Origin of the sequence: Nonomuraea sp. NPDC046570, assembly GCF_040645915.1 — a bacterium.
Classification (GTDB): domain Bacteria; phylum Actinomycetota; class Actinomycetes; order Streptosporangiales; family Streptosporangiaceae; genus Nonomuraea.
The window spans coordinates 138662-158511 of the sequence record NZ_JBEYZF010000009.1; the positions used below are offsets into that span (position 1 = coordinate 138662).

The following is a 19850-nucleotide window of genomic DNA, read 5'->3' on the forward strand; positions in this document are numbered from 1 at the left end:
CCCCGTGAACACCCGCATCCGCACCATGCTCGCCGCCGGCGCGCTGCTGGCCGCCACCGCGGCCTGCGGCGCCCAGTCCCTGGACGGCGGCTCCGCCACCGCGGCCCCCGAGGCCGCGCCGCCGGTCACCCTCGACCCGGCTTCCATGGAGGACAAGGCGGCCGACGTCATCAACGCCATCACCCCGGACCAGGCGCTCGCGGCGAAGGCGCCCGCCGGCGTGAAGTCCGGCGGCCTGAAGGTGGTCACCTCCGTCGGCTACCCGCCGATGGAGGTGTTCGCCAGTGACGGCAAGACGGCGATCGGTTTCGACCCCCCCTGACCAGGGCCATCGCCAGGAAGCTCGGCGTCAACGTCACCATCACCGACGAGGAGTTCAACTCGCAGATCCCCGGCGTGCTCACCGGCCGCTACGACTTCGTCATCTCCTCGATGACCGACAACCCCGAACGGCAGGCCAAGGTCACCTTCGTCGACTACGTGCAGGCGGGCGCCGGGATGCTGGTCAAGGCCGGCAACCCGGCCGGCGTCACGGGGCCGGACGACCTGTGCGGCAAGACGGTCTCCGTCGTCGACAACGGCTCGTCGATGGAACTGGCGGAGACCTACGCCGGCGACTGCGAGAAGGCCGGCAAGAAGGGCCTGGACGTCCTGAAGTTCCCCGGCGACCAGGAGGCCCTGCTCCAGGTCAGCAACGGGCGGGCGCAGGCCACCATCACCGACTACGTGGTGGCCGCCAGCAAGGCCGCCGACCCCAAACTCAAGGTCGAGGCGCTCGTACTCGAAGGCACCGAGAGCCCGTGGGGGATCGGGATGAAGCCGGAGAACAAGGAGCTCATCGACGCGGTCAAGGGCGCGCTGGACTCCCTAATCCAGAGCGGTGACTACGCCAAGATCCTCAAGGCGTGGAACCTGGACAGGCTGGCGGTCCAGTCGGCCGTGGTCAACGGCGGGAAGTAGGCGTGCGTACCGAACCGATCGCCGGAATCCCCGTCGCGCGGACCCGCCACTGGGGACGCCTGCTGACCGCGGCCGTCGCACTGGCGATCATCGGCTGGCTGGCCTTCCTCGTCGTCGTCAACCCGCGCCTGGACTGGAGCCAGGTCGCCGTCTACCTGTTCGACGGCCGCATCCTGTCCGGCGTCTGGGTCACCATCGAGATCTCGGTGCTGGCGACGGTCCTCGGGCTGGTGCTGGGCCTGGTGATCGCCATCATGCGGCTCGCTCACAACCCGGTGCTGAGCCGGCTGGCCCTGCTCTACATCTGGTTCTTCCGCGGCACGCCGGTGCTGGTGCAGCTCATCTTCTGGTACAACCTGGCCTTTCTCTTCCCCGAACTGGTGCTCAAGATCCCGTTCACCATGATCGGGCTCAAGTGGGACACCAACGAGGTGATGACCGGCTTCACCTCGGCCATGCTGGGGCTGGGGCTGAACCTGGCGGCCTACTTCGCCGAGACCGTGCGCGCCGGGATCCAGGCCGTCGACAAGGGCCAGACCGAGGCGGCGTACGCGCTGGGCATGACCCCGGCCAAGCGGATGCGGGTCATCGTGCTGCCGCAGGCGCTGCGCATCATCATCCCGCCGACCGGCAACGAGTTCATCTCCATGCTGAAGACCACCTCGCTGGTCTACGTGGTCGCCGGGCGGGATCTGATGACCATCTCCAGCCAGATCTACAAGGCGAACAACCTGATCATGGAGCTGCTGATCGTGGCGAGCCTCTGGTACATGCTGATGACCGCCGTCGCGACCTTCCTGCAGGGCAGGCTGGAGCGCCGCTTCGGCTCCGAGGCCGTACGGCTGGTCCGCGGCGGCGGGCTGGCGGGCCGGATCCTGCCGAAGGTGGCGGCGTGAACCCGGTCGTGCACGCCTCGGGCGTGCGGATGAGCTACGGCGACGCGCAGGTGCTCAACGGGGTGGACTTCTCGGTCGCCTCCGGCGAGGTGAGCTGCGTCATCGGCCCTTCGGGGTCGGGCAAGTCGACGTTCCTGCGCTGCGTCAACGGCCTGGAGCCGGTGCTCGGCGGCAGCCTGCGGGTCCTCGGCGAGGAGGTCGGCCACTCGCTGCGCGCGGGCCGGTACCAGCCGTGGACTCCCAAGGAGTTCGCCGCCTTCCGCAGGAACATCGGCATGGTGTTCCAGCGCTTCAACCTGTTCGCCCACCAGAGCGCGCTGGAGAACGTCGCCTGCGCCCCCGTCCACGTCCTGGGCGCCTCGGCGGACGCGGCCCGGGCGCTGGCGATGGAGCACCTGGAACGGGTGGGCCTGGCCGACCACGCGTACAAGAGGCCCCACCAGCTCTCCGGCGGCCAGCAGCAGCGGATGGCCATCGCCAGGGCGCTGGCGATGAACCCGACCCTGATGCTGTTCGACGAGCCGACCTCGGCGCTGGACCCGGAACTCGTCGACGAGGTGCTGGAGGTCATGCGCGCTCTGGCGGCCGAGGGGATGACCATGGTCGTGGTGACCCACGAGATCGCGTTCGCCAGGGAGGTCGGCGACTGGCTGACCTTCTTCGCCGACGGCGTGGTCGTCGAGCGGGGCTGGCCCGGCGAACTCCTGGCCAACCCGGGCCACGAACGGACGAGGGCGTTCCTGTCCAGCGTGCTCAACCCGAAGGAACGCCAGGAGCTCTAGCGGCGTCTGGTACGGGTACCTGCAGGAACTGGGCGAGCAGGCGGGGCACCGCCTCCTCGGCCAGGGCCAGCCCCTCGGAAACGGACACGTCGCGGACGACGACGGCGAGGGCTTCACGCCGGACGGCGAACAGGGCGGCTTCGGGCTGCGCGGCATGCGGGCCCGGGTGGAGGAGATCAACGAGGACGACGCCGACATCCTGCGCGCGGTGGAGGCGGGCGCGGCGGGCTACCTGCTGAAGGGAGTCTCACGCGTCGAGCTGGTCACGGCCGTCCAGGCGGCCGCCCGCGGTGAGACCCTACTGACTCCGTCGCTGGCCGGCAAGCTGTTCCGGGCGCGGGGGGTGACGACGGCTGCGCTGTCCGGGCGGGAGCGCGAAGTGCTGCGGCTGGTCGGCCAGGGGCGTACCAACGCGGAGATCGGCAGGGCGCTGTTCATCAGTGAGGCCACGGTCAAGACGCATCTGCTGCGCGCGTTCAAGAAGCTCGGGGTGTCGGACCGGACGTCTGCCGTGATCAAGGCCATGGAGAGCGGGCTGCTGTCCTGACGTACCGGATGGTTACGCAGAGTGAAATATTAGACACGTCTCATGATTTATATTTACATGAAGATCCTCGGCGTGCCAGGGTTCAGAGAGCCAGCCACTCGGAGGACGCATGAGGCCGCAGCTCAAGGATGTCGCGTGGGAGCGGGTCGGTGACCAGCTACGACTCGTCTACGACCCTCGTGACCAGCTCCTTCTCACCGACCCCGAGGGCACCGTCGAGAAGTTGCTCGCGTTGCTCCGAGAAGGCGGGCGGACGATCACCGAACTCGCCGCCGAGCTGTCACTCCCCGTCACCGACGTGCTGGCCGCGGTCGAGGCGTTCGACGCCGAGCGGTTACTGGAGAACGGCGACCACCTGGGCGGATTGAACGCCGCCGACGCCGAGCGCCACTTCAGCAACCTGGCCTTCTTCGAGCTGTTCGGCACCCTGGAGCGCAGCCGCGAGGACATGCAGAGACGGCTGCGCGAGGCGCACGTGCTGGTGCTCGGCACCGGCGGCCTCAACTCCAACACGCTTCCCCACCTCAGCGGGCTCGGCGTCGGCAAGGTGACGCTGCTCGACCGGGACACCGTCGATCCGCGCAACTTCGCCCGCCAGTACCTCTACCGCTGGGACGACATCGGCGCCCGCAAGGTGGAGCGCGCCGCGGCCTGGGTGCGGTCCTTCGACCCGTCCATCGAGGTCGAGGCGATCGACACGGGCGTGGAGAGCGCCGAGCAGCTCACCGACCTCATCGGCCGGGTCCGCCCCGACGTGGTGGCCTCCGGCATCGACCAGCCCGCCCGAATCGACCTCTGGGTGAACGAGGCCTGCGTACGGCACGGCGTGCCGTTCGTCCGGGGCGGCATCTGGGCCACCACGGGCACGGTCTGGTCGGTCGCGCCCGGCGTCAGCGCCTGCCGCGCCTGCGTACCCGCCGACCCCACGAACCCCGAGGGCTACGACGATCCCGACGACCCGGCCCTGGCCGGCGAGATCGCCGCCGCCCGCCTCTACTTCGGCAGGCCGCACCCGAACCGCGGGATCGGCCCCGTCGCCGGTCTGCTGGGCGCCCTCGGCGCCTTCGAGGTGCTGCGGTACCTGACCGGATTCGAGCCGCCGGCATACGCCGGTAGGCCGCTCACCGTCGACTTCGCGGGCGGCTGCGCCACGAGTCAGCGTGAGTGGTCACGTAATCCCGCCTGTGAGATATGCGGAAGGAGTTGAGCAGCATGAAGATCGAGATCAAGCGGATTGAGAACACCCGCCTCACCAGCATGATCACACCCGACTCCTAAAGATCGAACAAGGGGCCGCACTCCGGCGTGCCGGGGTGCGGCCTCCGGGAGGCAGCGTGACCACGTCCGTGGACCAGGACCTGCGCGACCGAGCCGCGCGGCTGACGGTCGCCTTCGACGGTGAGGCCTGGATCCTCGGCCGCCCCGACCTGGGAATATTCGTCGCCGTGCCCGAGCCGGGCGCGGTGTTCGTCACCACCCTGCAGGAGAACGGCTCGGCGGCCGACGCGGCCAGGCGCGCCGGGGAGGTGGCCGGTGAGGAGGTCGACGGGGCCGACTTCATCGAAGGGCTCACGGGGGCCGGACTGCTCGACCCGCCCGGCGCGGACACCCCGGGCGGGGTCAGATGGATCGAGGGCGTCAGCCAGAAGGCGGCGGCCCGCCTCTTCGGCCGCGCGGCCTGGTCGGCCTACGCGGCCGCGGCCCTGTTCGCCGTCGCCGTCCTGCTGCTCCGTCCCGACCTGCGCCCGTCCTGGCAGGACGCGTGGTTCCTGCCCAGCCCCGCCCTGTCGGCGTTCACCTACCTGGTGGTCGTCATCCTGTGCAGCGCCCTGCACGAGGCATGGCACTGGCTCGCGGGGCGCGCGCTCGGCATCCCGGCGACGTTCCGGGTCAGCTACCGGGCGCTGAACGTCGTCTTCGAGACAGACCTGAGCCAGATCGTCACCGTGCCGCGCGGCCGCCGCTACGGCGCCTACCTGGCCGGGATGGCCGTCGACGGCGTCGTCCTGGCCGTGGCGCTGGGCCTGCGGCTGCTCGTCCCGCCCGGACTCCTCGACGACTTCCTCGGCGCGGTGGTGCTCTACCTGGTCATCGGCATCGTCTGGCAGTGGGCCGCCGTGCCGCTGCGCAGCGACGGCTACGCGATCCTGGCCAACGCGCTGCGCTGCCACAACCTGTACCGGACCACCTGGCTGACCGCCAAGAGGCGGCTCTTCCGGCTCACCCCCGCCGAGGAGACCGAGCTGGCCGAGGCCGGGGCGCGGGACCGCGCGGTGGCGCGATGGTTCGCGGTGCCGTACGTCGCGGGGCTTCTCGTCATGGCCGGGCTGTTCGCGGCGGTGGCGTTGCCGCTGCTGGTCGCCCTGGCCCGGTGGGGCGTGGAGCGGCTCGGCAGCGGCGGCATCGGGGCGGCGGGCTTCTGGGAGGCGGTCGCCGTCGGGGTGTACCTGGTGGTCCAGGTGGGTCTGCCGCCGCTGCTCGCCCTCCGCGAACGCCGGCTGCGCCGGGCCGGGCGGCTCCTCTGACGAACCGCCAGGCTCGACGGCCGAGGTAGATGACTCCATGGTTTCGGGCGGCGGTCGCCCACGCTCACCCCCTCCGGTCGCTCCGCCGGGAGCCCTCACGCGTGTGAGGAACCGACGGATTCGGCGATGTCATGCTGGGTGATGACTCCCAGCTTCTCCGCGAGATCGGCCAGTGCCCGGGAGACGGCGAGCTCGTCGCCGATCTCCGGCACGCTGGAGTCGGCAGGGTTGCACCGGGCGTGGCCCTCTCCCGACAGTTGAGTGCCGTCTTTGGTCAGGACCGCTCGCGCGGAGGTGTCGCTGCCGCTTTCGGTGATGTCGATCTGCACGGTCCACTGTTTGGCTTCCATCGCCGCAACCCCCTCTTCGAGATGCTGAGCCTTTCACCTCGTCGTTGCAGTTCAGCGCCGGTGGCGTCCTGGGAGCAAGGCTCATTCTGGCTGCTGACTCCAGTCTAGGCGGAGGCCCGGATCGCGTCATGGGCGCGTGGGTACGGCACCGCCGCGCGGCGTGAGTGATCGTCGCCATAAGTACGCGGAACGAATCGGACGCCCCGCCCGCATGGTCAAGCGCGCCTCTGGGTAAGGTAATGCTCGCTTAACTTAGGCAAGGCTCACCTTGGGAGCGTTCACGTGTTCGCCAGCTACCTCATCGGCCTCCGCGAAGGACTGGAGGCGACGCTCGTGGTGTCGATCCTGGTGGCCTTCCTGGTCAAGAGCGACCGGCGGGACAAGCTGCCGCTCGTCTGGACCGGCGTCGCCGCCGCGGTGGCGCTCTCGATCGGGTTCGGCGCGCTCCTGTCCTTCACCGCCGCCCACCTCCAGTACGAGCACCAGGAGCTGTTCGAGGCGGTCGCGTCGATCGCCGCCACCGTGTTCGTCACCTGGATGATCTTCTGGATGCGCGGCGCGGCGCGGAAGATCTCGGCCGACCTGAAGGCCAAGCTGGGCGAGGCGCTCCAGGTGGGCTCGGTCGCGGTGGCGGTGATGGCGTTCCTGTCGGTCGTCAGGGAGGGACTGGAGACCTCGCTGCTGTTCTTCGCCTCCGCCCAGGGCGCCTCCGCCACCGCGACCCCGCTGATCGGGATCAGCCTCGGCGTGCTCACCTCGATCGTGATCGGCTGGGGCCTCTACGCGAGCGCGATCAGGGTCAACCTCACCAAGTTCTTCACCTGGACCGGCCTGCTGCTCATCCTGGTCGCCGGCGGCATCCTCAAGTACGGCGTGCACGACCTCCAGGAGGCGGCCGTCCTGCCCGGCCTGACCAGCCAGGCCTTCGACCTCGGCGCCGTGCTCGACCCGGGCGCGTGGTACTCGGCCCTGCTCAGCGGCATGTTCAACATCACGGCCCAGCCGAGCGTGCTGGAAGTCGTGGCGTGGGCCGTCTACGTGGTGCCCGTCCTCTTCCTCTTCCTCCGGCCGGCCACCGCCAAGGTGACCCCTCAGCCCGCTTCGTAACACAGGAGAACTCCCATGCGTACCTCCCTCCTCGTCGGCGCCCTGGCCCTGGCGACGCTGACCGCGTGCGGCGGCACGGAAAGCCCCACGACCCCCGCCGCCGGCGGCAAGAGCGCGGCGGCGGCCCCCGGCAAGGTGACGGTGGCGGCGAGCGACACCGAGTGCAAGGTCGCCTCGGCCGAGGTCGCGGCCGGCACCTCGACGTTCGCCATCACCAACGGCGGCGGCAAGGTCACCGAGTTCTACGTGTACGCCCCGGGCGACCGCGTCATGGGAGAGATCGAGAACATCGTCCCCGGCCTGACCCGCGAACTGGTCGTCGAACTCCCGGCCGGCACGTACGAGACGGCCTGCAAGCCCGGCATGATCGGCAAGGGCATCCGCGGCCCGCTCAAGGTCACCGGCGCGCACAAGCCCCTCACCGACGACGCCGCGCTGGCCGGCGCCGCCGCGAGCTACCAGCGGTACGTGAAGAGCCAGACCGACGCGCTGCTGGTCAAGACCCAGGAGTTCGTCGACGCCGTGAAGGCCGGCGACGCGGCGAAGGCCAAGGCGCTGTTCCCGGTCGCGCGCACCTACTGGGAGCGCATCGAGCCGGTCGCGGAGATCTTCGGCGACCTCGACCCGAAGATCGACGGCCGCGAGGAGGTCGTCGAGGAGGGCATGGAGTTCACCGGCTTCCACCGCCTGGAGAAGGACCTGTGGGTCACCAAGGACATCAGCAAGTCCGGCCCGATGGCCGACCAGCTGATGGACAACGTGAAGCTGATCGTCGAGAAGGCCAACGCGGAGAAGCTGTCGCCGCTGCAGCTCGGCAACGGCGCCAAGGAGCTCCTCGACGAGGTCGCCACCGGCAAGATCACCGGGGAGGAGGACCGCTACTCCCACACCGACCTGTGGGACTTCGCCGCCAACCTGGCCGGGTCCAAGGCGGCCGTCCAGTCGCTCCGCCCGGTCCTGGAGGAGCGCGCCCCCGAGCTGGTCAAGACGCTGGACGAGAAGTTCGCGGCCGCCGAGACCGCGCTTGAGGCGCACCGGGCCGGTGACGGCTGGAAGCTGCACACCGAGCTGTCCAAGGACGAGCTGAAGGTCCTGTCCAACGCGATCAACGCGCTCGCGGAGCCGGTCAGCAAGATCTCCGCCATCGTCGCGAAGTAGCCCGGCCTGCGAAAGAAGGGGAGAACATGGGCGACATCAGCCGCAGGAAGCTGTTCGGCATGGGCGCGGCGGGCGTGGCCGCCGCCGGGGCGGGCGCCCTCGCGGTCCGCGCGGCGGTGGACGAGCCCGTCGGCGAACTCGCCGTCGCGCACGCCGCGTCCACCTCGGACGCGGTCCCCTTCTACGGCGCCCACCAGGCCGGGATCGTCACCCCGGCCCAGGACCGGCTGCACTTCGTCGCGTTCGACGTCATCACCACCAAGCGCGCGGAGCTCGCCGAGCTGCTCCAGGAGTGGACGGCCGCCGCCGCCCGGATGACGCAGGGCCGCGAGGCGGGCGCCTTCGGCGCGGTCGGCGGCCTCCCCGAGGCCCCGCCGGACGACACCGGCGAAGCCCTCGGCCTGCCCGCCTCCGGGCTGACGCTGACGATCGGGTTCGGTGCCTCGCTGTTCGACGACCGGTTCGGGCTGGCGGCCAAGAAGCCCGCGGGCCTCGCCGACCTGCCGAAGTTCCCCGGCGACGCGCTGCTGCCGGAGATCTCCGGCGGCGACCTCTGCGTGCAGGCCTGCGCGCACGACCCGCAGGTGGCCGTGCACGCGATCCGCAACCTGGCCAGGATCGGGTTCGGCCGGGTCTCGGTCCGCTACTCCCAGCTCGGCTTCGGCCGTACGTCTTCGACCTCGCGCGCCCAGGCGACGCCGCGCAACCTGCTGGGCTTCAAGGACGGCACCGCCAACCTGAAGCTGGAGGACACCGCGATGCTCCGCGACCACCTGTGGGTGGCCGGTGGCGACGGCGCGGCCTGGCTGACCGGCGGCACCTACCTGGTCACTCGCAAGATCAGGATGCACATCGAGACCTGGGACCGCACCTCGCTGACCGAGCAGGAGGTGATCTTCGGCAGGACCAAAGGCGAGGGCGCCGCGCTCGGCCACCACAAGGAGTTCGACGAGCCCGACTTCACGAAGAAGGGCCCCGACGGCGAACCCCTGATCGCCGAGGTCGCCCACGTACGGCTCGCCCACCCGTCCAACCACAAGGGCGCCCGGCTGCTGCGCCGCGGCTACAACTACGTCGACGGCTCCGACGGTCTGGGCCGCCTGGACGCCGGACTGTTCTTCATGTCCTACCAGCGCGACCCGCACACCCACTTCGTGCCCGTGCAGATGGCGCTGGCCAGGCAGGACGTGCTCAACGAGTACATCAAGCACGTCTCCAGCGGCCTGTTCGCCGTTCCCCCCGGCGTCGAGGACGCGGGCGACTACTGGGGCCGGAGCCTCTTCGAGTCGTAACCGCCTTTCCGGTCACAGCAGGGCGAGAGCCTTGGCCAGGCCCGGGTCGCGCCCGGTGGCCAGGTCGAGGGCGGTCATGGGGGCGTGGTGGTCGACCGGCACGCCGATCGTGTCGATGGTTTCGCGGGCGGGCCCGAGGTGCCGGACCTTGGGCAGCAGCAGGATGCTGCCGTCGTTGAGCAGATAGCCTTCGGCGGGGCCGGAGACGGCTCCGGCGGTGCGGGTTCCGATGAGGGTGCCCAGGTTGTTGTCCTTGACGGCCGCGCTGAAGTCCTCGCAGGCCGAGGCGCATCCCCGGTCGGTGAGGACGACGAGGCGCGAGCCGAGCAGCGCGACGGTGTCGTCGGTCCGGTTGGGCACGCAGTCGCCCTTGAGCGGGCAGAAGTAGCTGGTGACCTTGCCGTGCGCGAACGCGCCGAGCAGCCGCGTCACCTCGCGAGGCGACCCGCCGCCGTTGCCGCGCAGATCGAGGACCACCGCTTTCGGCTTACCCTGCAGCTTGGCGATGACCTGGTCGGCGGCGCCTTCGAAGAATCCGGGCAGCCGGACGTAGACGGCGCCGCCGGGAAGCGTCTTCGATGTCACTGCCGGAGGCTGCCTCGTGATGGGCCCCTCCCTGAGGTCGACGGTGCGGGTCCGTCCCGTCGTGGGGCGCTTGAGTGTGAGCTTTACCGGGTTGGTGGCGAAGGCTTCGACGATGCTCTGGTTCACGGTGTTCCCGATGAACGCCGGCACGCCGTTGGCCTTGACGATGATGTCACCGGGTCTGATGCCGGCCTTGGCGGCGGGGCTGCCGGGCAGGACGCTGGTGATGAACAACGGCGGCTTGGCCGCCGGGTCGAGTTGCCGGCCCTGCTGGGCCGATATGCCCACAATGCCCGTTCCGGTCGGCCCGCCTTCCGGTGGGGGAGTCGGCCTGACCCAGCGGGCGTGGTTGTCGTGCAGTCCGGCGACCATTGCGGTGATCGCGGCGCGCAGCGCGGACACGTCACCGGCGCCGAGGACTTTCGCGAAGGCGGCCCAGTCGGTGTCGCGGTTCCCGGTCAGCTCGGGCAGCCGGAGGTCGGCCCGATCGGCGTCGCGCCGCATCAGGTCCTGGGTATAGGCGGCGAAGGCGCTCTTCAGCAGTGCCTTCGGATCCATGGCCGGACCGCTGTAGTAGTTGTCCAGCACGCAGAAGTACGCCTGCCGGAGCGTGTTCACCGATGTCGGCGGCGCCGATTCCGGAGGTGGCGCGGTGGCGGCGGTGCAGCGCTCGCCTGAGGTGGTGGCCGGCGAGGACGAGGGGGCGGACATGGAACAGGCCGCCATCAGGATGGCGGCGCAGAGGGTTTTGATCATGGCCGCCATGGTGGCCGGAGGCGGGTTGCACGGCCGTGAACGAAACGGTTAACGCCACTGTTACCCCGATTCCGGTACGAACATCGGTATGCGGGTTCTGGTAGCCGAAGACGAACGCGACCTGGCCGATCTCGTGGCGGTCGGGTTACGCCGCCACGCCATGGCCGTCGACGTGGTGTACGACGGAGCCGCCGCGGCGGAGCGGCTGGCGGTGCACGACTACGACGTTCTCGTGCTGGACCGGGACCTGCCGGTGATGCACGGGGATCTCGTCTGCCGTGAGCTGGTGGAGCGCGGGAGCCGTACCCGGATCCTGATGATGACGGCGGCCGCGGCGGTGCCGGAGCGGGTCGCGGGGCTCGGGATGGGGGCCGACGACTATCTGCCCAAGCCGTTCGACTACGCCGAGCTGGTCGCACGGGTGCAGGCGCTGGGGCGGCGCAGCCGCTCGCGGGTGCCGCCGGTGCTGATGCGGCACGGGATCGTGGTCGACACGCACCGGCTGCAGGCGTCACGGGACGGGCGGCATCTGCACCTGTCCCTCAAGGAGTTCGCCGTCCTTGAGGTGCTGATGCGGGCGGACGGCGCGGTCGTGAGCTCCGAACGGCTGCTCGAAGAGGCGTGGGACGAGAACGCCGATCCGTTCACGACGGTGGTGCGGGTCGTGGTCAGCCGCCTGCGGGCCAAGCTGGGCGACCCGCCGTGCATCCAGACGGTCCCCGGCGCGGGCTACCTGCTGTGACCACGGTCCGGGTACGGCTCACGCTGATCTACTCCGGGTTGTTCCTGCTGACCTCGGTGGTGCTCCTGGTCACGGTCAACCTGCTGCTGCGCCAGGCGCTGCGCTCGCGGATCGGGGGGCTCCCCGACCCGCCGGACGCGCCGGTTCGGGGAGACCTGGTGGACCGGCCGCCGCCGCTGCCCGACCTGGTGGAGGAGGTGATCAACTATCAGTGGGGGGTGGCCGCGCTGACGGTCGGGGTCCTGGCGCTGGTGTCGGTGATCGTCGGCTGGCTGGTCGCCGGGCGGATCCTGCGGCCCATCCACCGGATCACCGCCACCGCGCGGCGGCTGTCCGTCTCGAACCTGCACGAACGGATCGCGCTCTCCGGGCCGAGGGACGAACTGAAGGAACTGGCCGACACCTTCGACGCGATGCTCGACCGGCTCGAACGCTCCGTCGAGGCGCAGCGGCGGTTCATCGCGAACGCGTCCCACGAGTTGCGGACCCCGCTGGCCGTCCAGCGGGCGGCGATCGAGATCGGCCTCCCCGAGGACGTCGGCGAGATCCGCGACAAGCTCCTGTTCCACAACCACCGCACCGAGAACCTCATCGACGCCCTGCTGGTCCTGGCCCAGGCGGAACACGGCCTGGATCGGAGGCGGCCGGTGGCCCTGGACGAGGTGGTACGGCTGGTCCTGGCCGAAGGAGGCTCGGACGACATCACCGTGACGGCGCGCACCGAGCCGTTCGTCGTCGACGGGGATCCGGTCCTGCTGAACCGGCTCGTCACCAACCTCGTCGACAACGCGATCCGCTACAACCGTTCCGGCGGAACCGTTGAGATCACACTGACCCACGGAGTTCTGACCGTCCGCAACACCGGACCGGAGGTGCCGAGGGAACGTTTCGGCGACCTCTTCGAGCCCTTCCGGCGTCTGCACACCACCCGCGAGCAGGGCACCGGGCTCGGACTGTCCATCGTCGCGTCGATCGCGAAGGCGCACGGGGCCGACGTACGGGTGAGCCCCAACCCGGGGGGCGGGTTGGAACTCGCCGTGGTGTTCGCGAGACATCCGGGTCGCCTTCGGGGGATTACGACGAATCCCCTTTGAATGGCCATGAAAACTACGTTGTATTTCGTGGCCCGTCAAGCCGATGGATCCGCTACTTTAAGGGCCACCTCATATTGCAATGACCTTATGGGTTAATGCAGCGTCGATCGTTGCTGTGTGGGTCGTGAAGGAATATCGGACCGGACCGCGGGAACCTGGTGGCCCTACCCGCCCGAGGCGGTACGGCTCGCCGGGTGCGCGGAGGCGGTGCGCACGATCTCCTCCAGGTGGTCGCTGTGGGCGCCGTGCCAGTAGACCTGCCCGCAGTCGCCGCACTGGCCGTAGGTGTCGTAGTGGCGACGGGTGCCCGCCTGGAGCAGCGGTTCGACCTCCTCCTTGCCGACCGTGACCAGTTCGCCGTTGCACGCCGTGCAGCGCGTCCAGGGTCGCAGCGGCGGTGCGAACCGCCCGAGCAGGTCGCTGAGCTGCTCCTCGGCGTTCGAGCCCCGCACGTACGCGCCCAGCCACAGCGCGCGGCGGCGCAGCAGTCCGCGATCCTGGGTCAGCAGCACCCGCCGCTCCTCGTTGGCCTGCACGACGAGCGAGGGGTCGTCCATGTCGTTGTGGTAGGCGGTGTCGACGCCCAGCAGGCGCAGCCGCCGGGCCAGCGTGCCCAGGTGCACGTCCAGCAGGAACCGCGGCTCCTCCGGCAGCCACTGCGGGCGCGGCACCGGCGGCACCTCGACCACGTCGCCCGAGGCGGGCTGATACGACGGCTCGACTCCGCTGTCGCCGGCTCTCATCGGCCCGACCTCGGTCAGCGGGATGCCGAGCGACTCGACCAGGTGCCCGAGCGTGGCTGTACCGTCGAGCGGCACCTGGTGCCACTCCTGGCGACGGGCCACCGGCAGGAAGAGCCTCAGCTCTGCGGAGATGCGAAGGTGTACGACCACGTTGCCAGCATGCCATCGCGGACGGCGTGAACGCATGCCCGTTTTCGCCCGTCTCTATGGGTGCCAGGGCAGTGGCAAACTCCTGAGATCCCGATCAGCCCGTCCGAAACGGCCGGGGAGACGCCGGTCTCCATTCGTTAAGTGGCATACTTCGCCGTTATTTCCGTACCTATACCGATATGTATACGGATGTCTTGGCTGCCTGTGCGGATCTATTGTCAAGTCACCAAACACCCCCCGCCTCCACACCGCCCCGCCCACACATGGCGGGTGCGCGTGGACGGCCGCATGAAAGGAACTGGCGAGTGCAACGCAGATCCGTTCTCGCGGCAGTCGCCGGGCTGGCCACCGCGGCAGCCTTGGTGATCAATCCGGCCGCCGCCGCGGCGGCCCCTCCCGGCGTGAACCCCTCACCGAACCTGGCAGCGGCGAACGACCCCAAGGGTCTCGCCGCGGCGGCGGCCGACAAGGCCGTCTCCAGCGGGCTGGACGAGTTACGCAAGGGACCCGACGAGACCTACTGGCGCCGAGCCGTGACGGCCGGCGCCAGTGGCATGTTCTATGTCTCCTACGAGCGCACCTACAAGGGCTTGCCGGTCGTCGGCGGCGACGCCGTCGTCGTCACCGACTCCGAGGGACGGGTGCGCGACACCACCGCCGCCTCCGGACCCGGCGTGGACGTCAACGTGAAACCGCGGGTGAGCGCCGAGCAGGCGATCAAGACGTCCAGGGCCCGCCTGTCCCGCGTGGACGACAGTGAGGCGCCCCGCCTCGTCGTGCTGGCCTGGGGCTCGCGGTCCAAGCTCGCCTGGGAGACCGTGGTCTCCGGCGTCGCCGACGGCAAACCGAGCAAGCAGCACGTCTTCGTCGACGCCCGCACCGGCAAGGTCGCCGACTCCTACGACGAGGTGCGGGCCGGCACCGGCAACGGCAACTACTACCCGAACGTGACCATCGACACCAGCCAGGCCACCGGCACCTACCGCATGGTCGACACCTCACGGCCCGGCATCCAGTGCGGCGGTCAGAACGGCCAGCCGTTCACCGGACCCGACGACGTCTGGGGCAACAACTCCGGCACCAACCTGGAGACCGCCTGCGTCGACGCGCTCTACAGCGCGCAGCGCGAGTGGGACATGCTGCGCGACTGGCTCGGCCGTAGCGGCATCGACGGCCAGGGACGCGGCTTCCCCGCCAGGGTCGGCCTGGCGGACGTCAACGCCTACTGGAACGGCAGCTTCACCAACTTCGGCCACTCCCAGGACAACCAGCGCCAGGCCACCCCGATCGACGTGGTCGGCCACGAGTACGGCCACGCCATCTTCCAGACCACCCCGGGCGGCGCCGGTTCCGGCAACGAGAACGGCGGCATCAACGAGGGCACGGGCGACATCTTCGGCGCCCTGACCGAGCACTACGCCAACCACCCGAGCGACCCGCCGGACTACGAGGTGGGCGAGGAGGTCAACCTGGTCGGCGACGGCCCGATCAGGTACATGTACGACCCCTCGCGCGTCGGCGACCCGAACTGCTGGTCCTCCTCGATCCCCAGCACCGAGGTGCACGCGGCGGCCGGCCCCCTCAACCACTGGTTCTACCTGCTGGCCGAGGGCTCGGCGCCGGGCGGCGGCAAGCCGGCCAGCCCGATCTGCAGCGGCGGCCCCTCGTCGGTCACCGGCGTCGGCATCCAGAAGGCCGGCAAGATCTTCATGGGCGCCCTGGCCCGCAAGACCTCGAGCTGGCGCTACGCGGGCGTCCGCTCGGCGTCGCTGGCCGCGGCCGTGGAACTGTACGGCGCCAACAGCGTCGAGTGCGCCACGACCAAGGCGGCGTGGAACGCGGTGAGCGTGCCGGTGCAGACCGGCGAGCCCACCTGCACCGCGCCGAACCAGGACTTCTCCATCAGCACGAACCCTGGCTCCGGCACGGTCCAGCCTGGTCAGTCCGTGCAGACGACCGTCGGCACCCAGACCACCGCGGGCAACCCGCAGTCGGTGAGCCTCGCCGCCTCCGGCCTGCCCTCCGGCGCCACGGCCCAGTTCAGCACCACCCCGGTGACCAGCGGCAACTCCTCCACGCTGACGATCCAGACCAGCGGGTCGACGCCGACCGGCAACTACAACGTCACCGTCACGGGCACCGGCCAGACGGCCACCCACACCGCCACCTACGCCCTGACCGTGGGCGGGGGGCCCAACCCGACCGATCCGCCTGACGTCAGCCTGGCCAATGTGAAGGCGCATCTGGCGCAACTGCAGACGATCGCCACCAACAACGGCGGCAACCGCAGGTCCACCGGCGCGGGCTACACCGCCTCCGTCTCCTACCTGGAGCAGAAGCTCACCGCCGCCGGCTACACCGTGGTACGCCAGAACTGCGGCTCCACCTGCGGCTCCGGCGCGGGACCGAACCTGATCGCGGACTGGCCCGGCGGTGACGCCAACCAGGTGATCATGGCCGGCGCCCACCTCGACAGCGTCGCCGCGGGACCGGGCATCAACGACAACGGCTCGGGCTCCGGCGCCCTTCTCGAAGTCGCGCTGACCCTCGCCGCCAAGAACCCGACCATGGCCAAGCACGTCAGGTTCGGCTGGTGGAGCGACGAGGAGCAGGGGCTCAACGGCTCCGAGGGCTACGTCGCCTCGCTCAACTCGACCGAGCGGGCCAAGATCAAGGTCTACCACAACTACGACATGGTCGGCTCGCGCAACGGTGGCTACTTCATCAACAACATCAACACCACCGCGGCCACCCATCTCAAGGCGTTCTACGACGCGCTGAACCTCCAGCCGGAGGAGAACACCGAGGGTGCCAACCGCTCCGACGACGCCTCGTTCCGCAACGCGGGCATCGCGACGTCGGGTGTGGCGGCGGGCGCCAGCTACACCAAGTCCTCGGCGCAGGCCGCCAAGTGGGGAGGAACCGCAGGCCAGGCCTACGACTCCTGCTACCACGCCTCCTGCGACACCACCACCAACATCAACGACACGATCCTGGACAGGGCCGCCGACGCCTCGGCGTACGCCATCTGGAAGCTCGCGGTGGGCACCCCCACCTCGCGGGACTTCTCCGTCGCGGTGAACCCCTCGTCCGGCACCGTCCAGGCCGGCCAGGCGATCACCACGACGGTCGCCACCCAGACCACCGCGGGCACCGCGCAGACGGTCAACCTGACCGCCACCGGCCTGCCGGCGGGCGTCTCGGTGAACTTCAACCCGGCGTCGGTCACCTCGGGCGGCAACTCCACGCTGACGATCAGCACCACCGCGTCGGCACCGGCGGGCAACCACCAGGTGACGATCGTCGGCACCGGCGAGACCGGCGCGCACAACACGGTGTTCACCCTGACCGTGCAGAACACCACGCCGGGACGCACGTTCCGCAACGACACCGACTACAACATCCGCGACTTCGCCTACATTCAGAGCCCCATCACCTCGACCGCGACCGGTAGTGCCGTGTCTCCGGTGAAGATCTCGATCACCAGCACGCACACCTGCATCGAGGACCTGGAGATCTGGCTGCGCGGCCCCAACGGCTCCTGGTACAAGCTCAGGTCCGCCGGCGGTAGCTCCTGCTCGGTCTTCGGCACCAGAAGCTTCTCGGTGCCGGTGACCCAGCCGGCGTCCGGCACGTGGGTGCTGGACATCGAGGATGTCTACGCACAGGACACCGGAGTCCTGGACTCCTGGAGCATCACTCTCTAGATACACCCGTGGTCCCGGCCGGTTCTCCGGCCGGGACCACGGTCTTTGGTGCGTGACCGCACCCCTACCGCAGCGTCGCACCCGGCCATAGTGGGTTCATGAGTGTGCGCGTAGACGATCCCGCTCGGCTCGGTGAGAGCCGGCTGCCCGATGGGCAGCTCGGCTGGGCCGAGTGGGGGGGCGCCGGACGGAATTCCGGTGCTGCTGTGCCCGGGGGCGGCCACGAGTCGTCGGCTCGGATTCGGCACGGATGTCGTCGACGCGCTCGGCCTGCGTCTTGTCTCCGTGGACCGCCCGGGACTCGGCGCCTCGGCACCCGCGCCCGGCCGGACCTTCGCGGACTTCGCCGCCGACATCCGCCATCTCGCCGGGCTGCGCGGGTTGGGATCCCCGGCAGTGGTCGGCAACTCGCAAGGCGCGCCGTTCGCGCTCGCGTGCGCGGTCGAGGGGATCGCCGAAGATCCTCAGCCCTCTAGGATCGGCCCATGCACGGCACCCGGAACGCCCTTCGAGGATGAGCACCCCCGCGGACCCCCCTCGCTCCCGCCGCATCCAGGCCGAACGCGCCATCCTGGACCAGTACAACGGGGCCGCCACCTGGCAGGCGCTGGCCGTCGCCGCCGTCTGCGTCGCCGCCGACATGTGCGGCATGCTCCTCACCTGGGACCACACCGCCGGACTGCTCTGGGTGGTGCTTCCCCTCGTGATCCTGGCCGACCTCCTGCTCGCCGCGCCGCCCCGCTGGTCGATGGAGGTGGCGATCGCGCACGCCGTCATGGCCGCCGCCGTACCTCTCGTCGTGCCCACCCAGGCCAGCGCGACCGATGCCAACAACGCGGGGCTGATCGTGGCAGCGTTCCTGGCCGGGGCGTGGTTGCGCACCCGGTCGGCGTTCGTGGCGCTCGGGTTCCTGATGGCCGGGCTGGCCGTACACCCCTGGCTGGGCGCCGGTGAGGACGCGGACTGGCGGCTGGTCGCGGTCGTGACCGTGACGAGTTGCCTGCTGCCGTGGCTGGTGGGCCGCTTCACGATGGCCCGCCGCCGCTACATCGACGAGCTGGAGCAGCACGCCGAACGGCTTCGCCGCGACGAACAGGCCGCGGTGCAGCGGGCGGTGCTCCGGGAGCGTACGGCGCTGGCCCGCGACCTGCACGACGTCATCTCGCACCATGTCAGCACCATCGGCATGCACGCGGGAGCCGCCAGGATGAGCCTCGCCGACCCGGCGCCCGCCGTACACCGGTCGTTGTCGGCCGTGGAGAGCTCCAGCCGGGCCGCCATGGTCGACCTGCGCAGGCTGCTGGACGTCCTGCACGGCGGCGGGCCGGGGGCGGCGCACCGGCAACCGGGCCTGGACAACATCGACGACCTGCTGGACGGGGTACGGGCGGCCGGCCTCCCGGTACGGCTGGCCGCGCAGGGGCGGCGCCGGGAGCTGAGCGGGTCGGTGGACATGGCGGTGTACCGGGCGGTCCAGGAGGCCCTGACCAACGCCGTACGGCACGGCGACGGCGCGGGGGCCGATGTCGAGCTCCGATATCGCGACGACGGGGTGGGCGTGGTGGTGACGAACGGGATGGACGCGGCACCACTCAGGTTCGGGGCGCGCGGGGCCGGGCGCGGACTGGCCGGGCTGCGGCAGCGGGTGGCGCTGTTCGGCGGCACGGTCCGCTACGGGCCCGAACGGGGCGGGCGCACCTGGCGCTTCGAGGCCGACTTCACCGACCGCGGAGGAGCTGCCGTGACGCCTCGACCAAGGGATGAGCTGTGACGATCAGGATTCTGCTGGCCGACGATCACTCGATGTTCCGGTCGGGGGTGCTGGCCGTCCTCGACACCCAGCCCGGCCTGGAGTGCGTCGCCGAGGTGGGCGACGGAAGGGCGGCGGTGAGCGAGGTGGCGCGGCTGCGCCCCGACGTGGCCGTGCTGGACGTGCGGATGCCCAGGCTGGACGGCCTGGAGGCCACCGAGGCGATCATGAACAGGCCGGGCAACGCCACCCGGGTGCTCGTGCTGACCACCTACGACGCCGACGCCTACGTCTACCGCGCGATCCGGGCGGGCGCGAGCGGCTTCCTGCTCAAGAGCCTGCCGCCGGAGGAGCTGATGTCGGCGATCAGGGTGGCAGCCCGGGGCGACGCGCTCATCGACCCGTCGGTGACCCGGCGGCTGATCGCCACCTTCGCCACCTCGCTCGAAACCCCGGCCGCCACCCCCGAGCTGGACCGGTTGACCGCGCGCGAGCGCGAGGTGCTGCTGCTCATCGCCGAGGCCAGGAGCAACGCCGAGATCGCCGAGGAACTGCGGGTGGGCGAGGAGACGGTCAAGACCCATGTGTCGAGGGTGCTGGCCAAGCTGGGGCTCCGGGATCGGGTGCACGCCGCGGTGTTCGCCTACCGCGCCGGCCTCATGAAGTAGGGGTTCTGTCCCCCGTACAGGGGATCACAGGTCACGCC

At 70.3% G+C, this 19850-nt stretch carries 19 protein-coding genes; 16 read left to right on the plus strand and 3 right to left on the minus strand.

Annotation, left to right across the window (positions count from 1 at the left end; translation table 11 throughout):
- Positions 1-4: 4 nt before the first annotated feature.
- The 7 genes from ABZ911_RS17135 (at position 5) to ABZ911_RS17165 (ending at position 5710) form a co-directional block, all read left to right on the plus strand.
- Positions 5-322: a hypothetical protein gene (locus ABZ911_RS17135; RefSeq protein ID WP_358056152.1), complete on the plus strand. Its 318-nt coding sequence runs from the start codon at positions 5-7 to the stop codon at positions 320-322.
- A gap of 38 nt (positions 323-360) precedes the next feature.
- Positions 361-960, plus strand: coding sequence for a transporter substrate-binding domain-containing protein (locus ABZ911_RS17140; RefSeq protein ID WP_358056397.1), 600 nt, complete (start codon positions 361-363; stop codon positions 958-960).
- Between the two features lie 2 nt (positions 961-962).
- Entirely contained in the window at positions 963-1856 is an 894-nt protein-coding gene (locus ABZ911_RS17145; protein WP_358056154.1) for an amino acid ABC transporter permease, read from the plus strand.
- Positions 1857-1885: 29 nt separating this feature from the next.
- On the plus strand, positions 1886-2638 hold the full coding sequence (locus tag ABZ911_RS17150) for an amino acid ABC transporter ATP-binding protein (RefSeq protein WP_358056399.1): 753 nt from the start codon (positions 1886-1888) through the stop codon (positions 2636-2638).
- Positions 2639-2792: 154 nt separating this feature from the next.
- Complete coding sequence (locus ABZ911_RS17155) at positions 2793-3185, plus strand: response regulator transcription factor (RefSeq protein ID WP_358056156.1); 393 nt, start codon at positions 2793-2795, stop codon at positions 3183-3185.
- A 109-nt stretch (positions 3186-3294) separates the two neighbouring features.
- Positions 3295-4392 (plus strand): ThiF family adenylyltransferase, encoded by a 1098-nt coding sequence (locus tag ABZ911_RS17160; protein ID WP_358056158.1) that lies wholly within the window; start codon positions 3295-3297, stop codon positions 4390-4392.
- 127 nt (positions 4393-4519) lie between these two features.
- Entirely contained in the window at positions 4520-5710 is a 1191-nt protein-coding gene (locus ABZ911_RS17165) for a hypothetical protein (RefSeq protein ID WP_358056160.1), read from the plus strand.
- 95 nt (positions 5711-5805) lie between these two features.
- On the opposite strand, the gene ABZ911_RS17170 is transcribed toward ABZ911_RS17165, so the two are convergent.
- Positions 5806-6039 carry a dsRBD fold-containing protein gene (locus tag ABZ911_RS17170; protein WP_358056162.1) on the minus strand — a complete coding sequence of 78 codons (234 nt, stop codon included), beginning with the start codon at positions 6037-6039 and terminating at the stop codon, positions 5806-5808.
- 303 nt (positions 6040-6342) lie between these two features.
- Here ABZ911_RS17170 and efeU point away from each other — a divergent pair, with 303 nt between their 5' ends.
- From efeU to efeB, 3 genes are read left to right on the plus strand one after another with little or no spacing between them, the layout of a single operon-like run.
- Positions 6343-7167: an iron uptake transporter permease EfeU gene (efeU, locus tag ABZ911_RS17175; protein ID WP_358056164.1), complete on the plus strand. Its 825-nt coding sequence runs from the start codon at positions 6343-6345 to the stop codon at positions 7165-7167.
- A gap of 15 nt (positions 7168-7182) precedes the next feature.
- Positions 7183-8325, plus strand: coding sequence for an iron uptake system protein EfeO (gene efeO / locus ABZ911_RS17180; RefSeq protein ID WP_358056166.1), 1143 nt, complete (start codon positions 7183-7185; stop codon positions 8323-8325).
- Positions 8326-8351: 26 nt separating this feature from the next.
- The gene (efeB, locus tag ABZ911_RS17185; RefSeq protein WP_358056168.1) at positions 8352-9617 is read left to right on the plus strand and encodes an iron uptake transporter deferrochelatase/peroxidase subunit; all 1266 of its coding nucleotides are present in this window, start codon (positions 8352-8354) and stop codon (positions 9615-9617) included.
- Positions 9618-9629: 12 nt separating this feature from the next.
- Here efeB and ABZ911_RS17190 read toward each other — a convergent pair whose 3' ends face one another.
- Positions 9630-10958, minus strand: coding sequence for a S41 family peptidase (locus ABZ911_RS17190; protein ID WP_358056170.1), 1329 nt, complete (start codon positions 10956-10958; stop codon positions 9630-9632).
- An 88-nt stretch (positions 10959-11046) separates the two neighbouring features.
- On the opposite strand from ABZ911_RS17190, the gene ABZ911_RS17195 reads away from it, so the two are divergent.
- Both ABZ911_RS17195 and ABZ911_RS17200 read left to right on the plus strand, forming a co-directional pair.
- The gene (locus ABZ911_RS17195; protein WP_358056172.1) at positions 11047-11700 is read left to right on the plus strand and encodes a response regulator transcription factor; all 654 of its coding nucleotides are present in this window, start codon (positions 11047-11049) and stop codon (positions 11698-11700) included.
- On the plus strand, positions 11697-12794 hold the full coding sequence (locus ABZ911_RS17200) for an ATP-binding protein (RefSeq protein WP_358056174.1): 1098 nt from the start codon (positions 11697-11699) through the stop codon (positions 12792-12794). Before ABZ911_RS17195 ends, ABZ911_RS17200 begins: the two co-directional genes overlap by 4 nt.
- Positions 12795-12958: 164 nt before the next feature.
- On the opposite strand, the gene ABZ911_RS17205 is transcribed toward ABZ911_RS17200, so the two are convergent.
- Positions 12959-13723, minus strand: a complete 765-nt coding sequence (locus ABZ911_RS17205) for a Mut7-C RNAse domain-containing protein (RefSeq protein WP_358056176.1) — start codon at positions 13721-13723, stop codon at positions 12959-12961.
- A 269-nt stretch (positions 13724-13992) separates the two neighbouring features.
- Between ABZ911_RS17205 and ABZ911_RS17210 the strand changes: the two genes are divergently transcribed.
- The 4 genes from ABZ911_RS17210 to ABZ911_RS17225 all read left to right on the plus strand — a co-directional run bounded on the left by ABZ911_RS17210 (position 13993) and on the right by ABZ911_RS17225 (position 19812).
- Complete coding sequence (locus ABZ911_RS17210) at positions 13993-17394, plus strand: M28 family peptidase (protein WP_358056178.1); 3402 nt, start codon at positions 13993-13995, stop codon at positions 17392-17394.
- Positions 17395-17544: 150 nt separating this feature from the next.
- Positions 17545-18348, plus strand: a complete 804-nt coding sequence (locus ABZ911_RS17215; protein ID WP_358056401.1) for an alpha/beta fold hydrolase — start codon at positions 17545-17547, stop codon at positions 18346-18348.
- Positions 18349-18424: 76 nt separating this feature from the next.
- The gene (locus tag ABZ911_RS17220) at positions 18425-19165 is read left to right on the plus strand and encodes a histidine kinase (protein WP_358056403.1); all 741 of its coding nucleotides are present in this window, start codon (positions 18425-18427) and stop codon (positions 19163-19165) included.
- Positions 19162-19812: a response regulator transcription factor gene (locus tag ABZ911_RS17225; RefSeq protein ID WP_358056180.1), complete on the plus strand. Its 651-nt coding sequence runs from the start codon at positions 19162-19164 to the stop codon at positions 19810-19812. Before ABZ911_RS17220 ends, ABZ911_RS17225 begins: the two co-directional genes overlap by 4 nt.
- The last annotated feature ends 38 nt before the right edge of the window (positions 19813-19850 follow it).

Excerpts from the sequence above, each read along its gene's own strand:
- ABZ911_RS17150 (WP_358056399.1), top strand. The coding sequence starts at position 1,886 with ATGAGCTACGGCGACGCGCAGGTGCTCAACGGGGTGGACTTCTCGGTC.
- ABZ911_RS17155 (WP_358056156.1), top strand. The coding sequence starts at position 2,793 with ATGCGGGCCCGGGTGGAGGAGATCAACGAGGACGACGCCGACATCCTG.
- ABZ911_RS17160 (WP_358056158.1), top strand. The coding sequence starts at position 3,295 with ATGAGGCCGCAGCTCAAGGATGTCGCGTGGGAGCGGGTCGGTGACCAG.
- efeO (WP_358056166.1), top strand. The coding sequence starts at position 7,183 with ATGCGTACCTCCCTCCTCGTCGGCGCCCTGGCCCTGGCGACGCTGACC.
- efeB (WP_358056168.1), top strand. The coding sequence starts at position 8,352 with ATGGGCGACATCAGCCGCAGGAAGCTGTTCGGCATGGGCGCGGCGGGC.
- ABZ911_RS17190 (WP_358056170.1), bottom strand. The coding sequence starts at position 10,958 with ATGATCAAAACCCTCTGCGCCGCCATCCTGATGGCGGCCTGTTCCATG.
- ABZ911_RS17195 (WP_358056172.1), top strand. The coding sequence starts at position 11,047 with ATGCGGGTTCTGGTAGCCGAAGACGAACGCGACCTGGCCGATCTCGTG.
- ABZ911_RS17205 (WP_358056176.1), bottom strand. The coding sequence starts at position 13,723 with ATGCGTTCACGCCGTCCGCGATGGCATGCTGGCAACGTGGTCGTACAC.
- ABZ911_RS17215 (WP_358056401.1), top strand. The coding sequence starts at position 17,545 with ATGGGCAGCTCGGCTGGGCCGAGTGGGGGGGCGCCGGACGGAATTCCG.
- ABZ911_RS17220 (WP_358056403.1), top strand. The coding sequence starts at position 18,425 with ATGGCCCGCCGCCGCTACATCGACGAGCTGGAGCAGCACGCCGAACGG.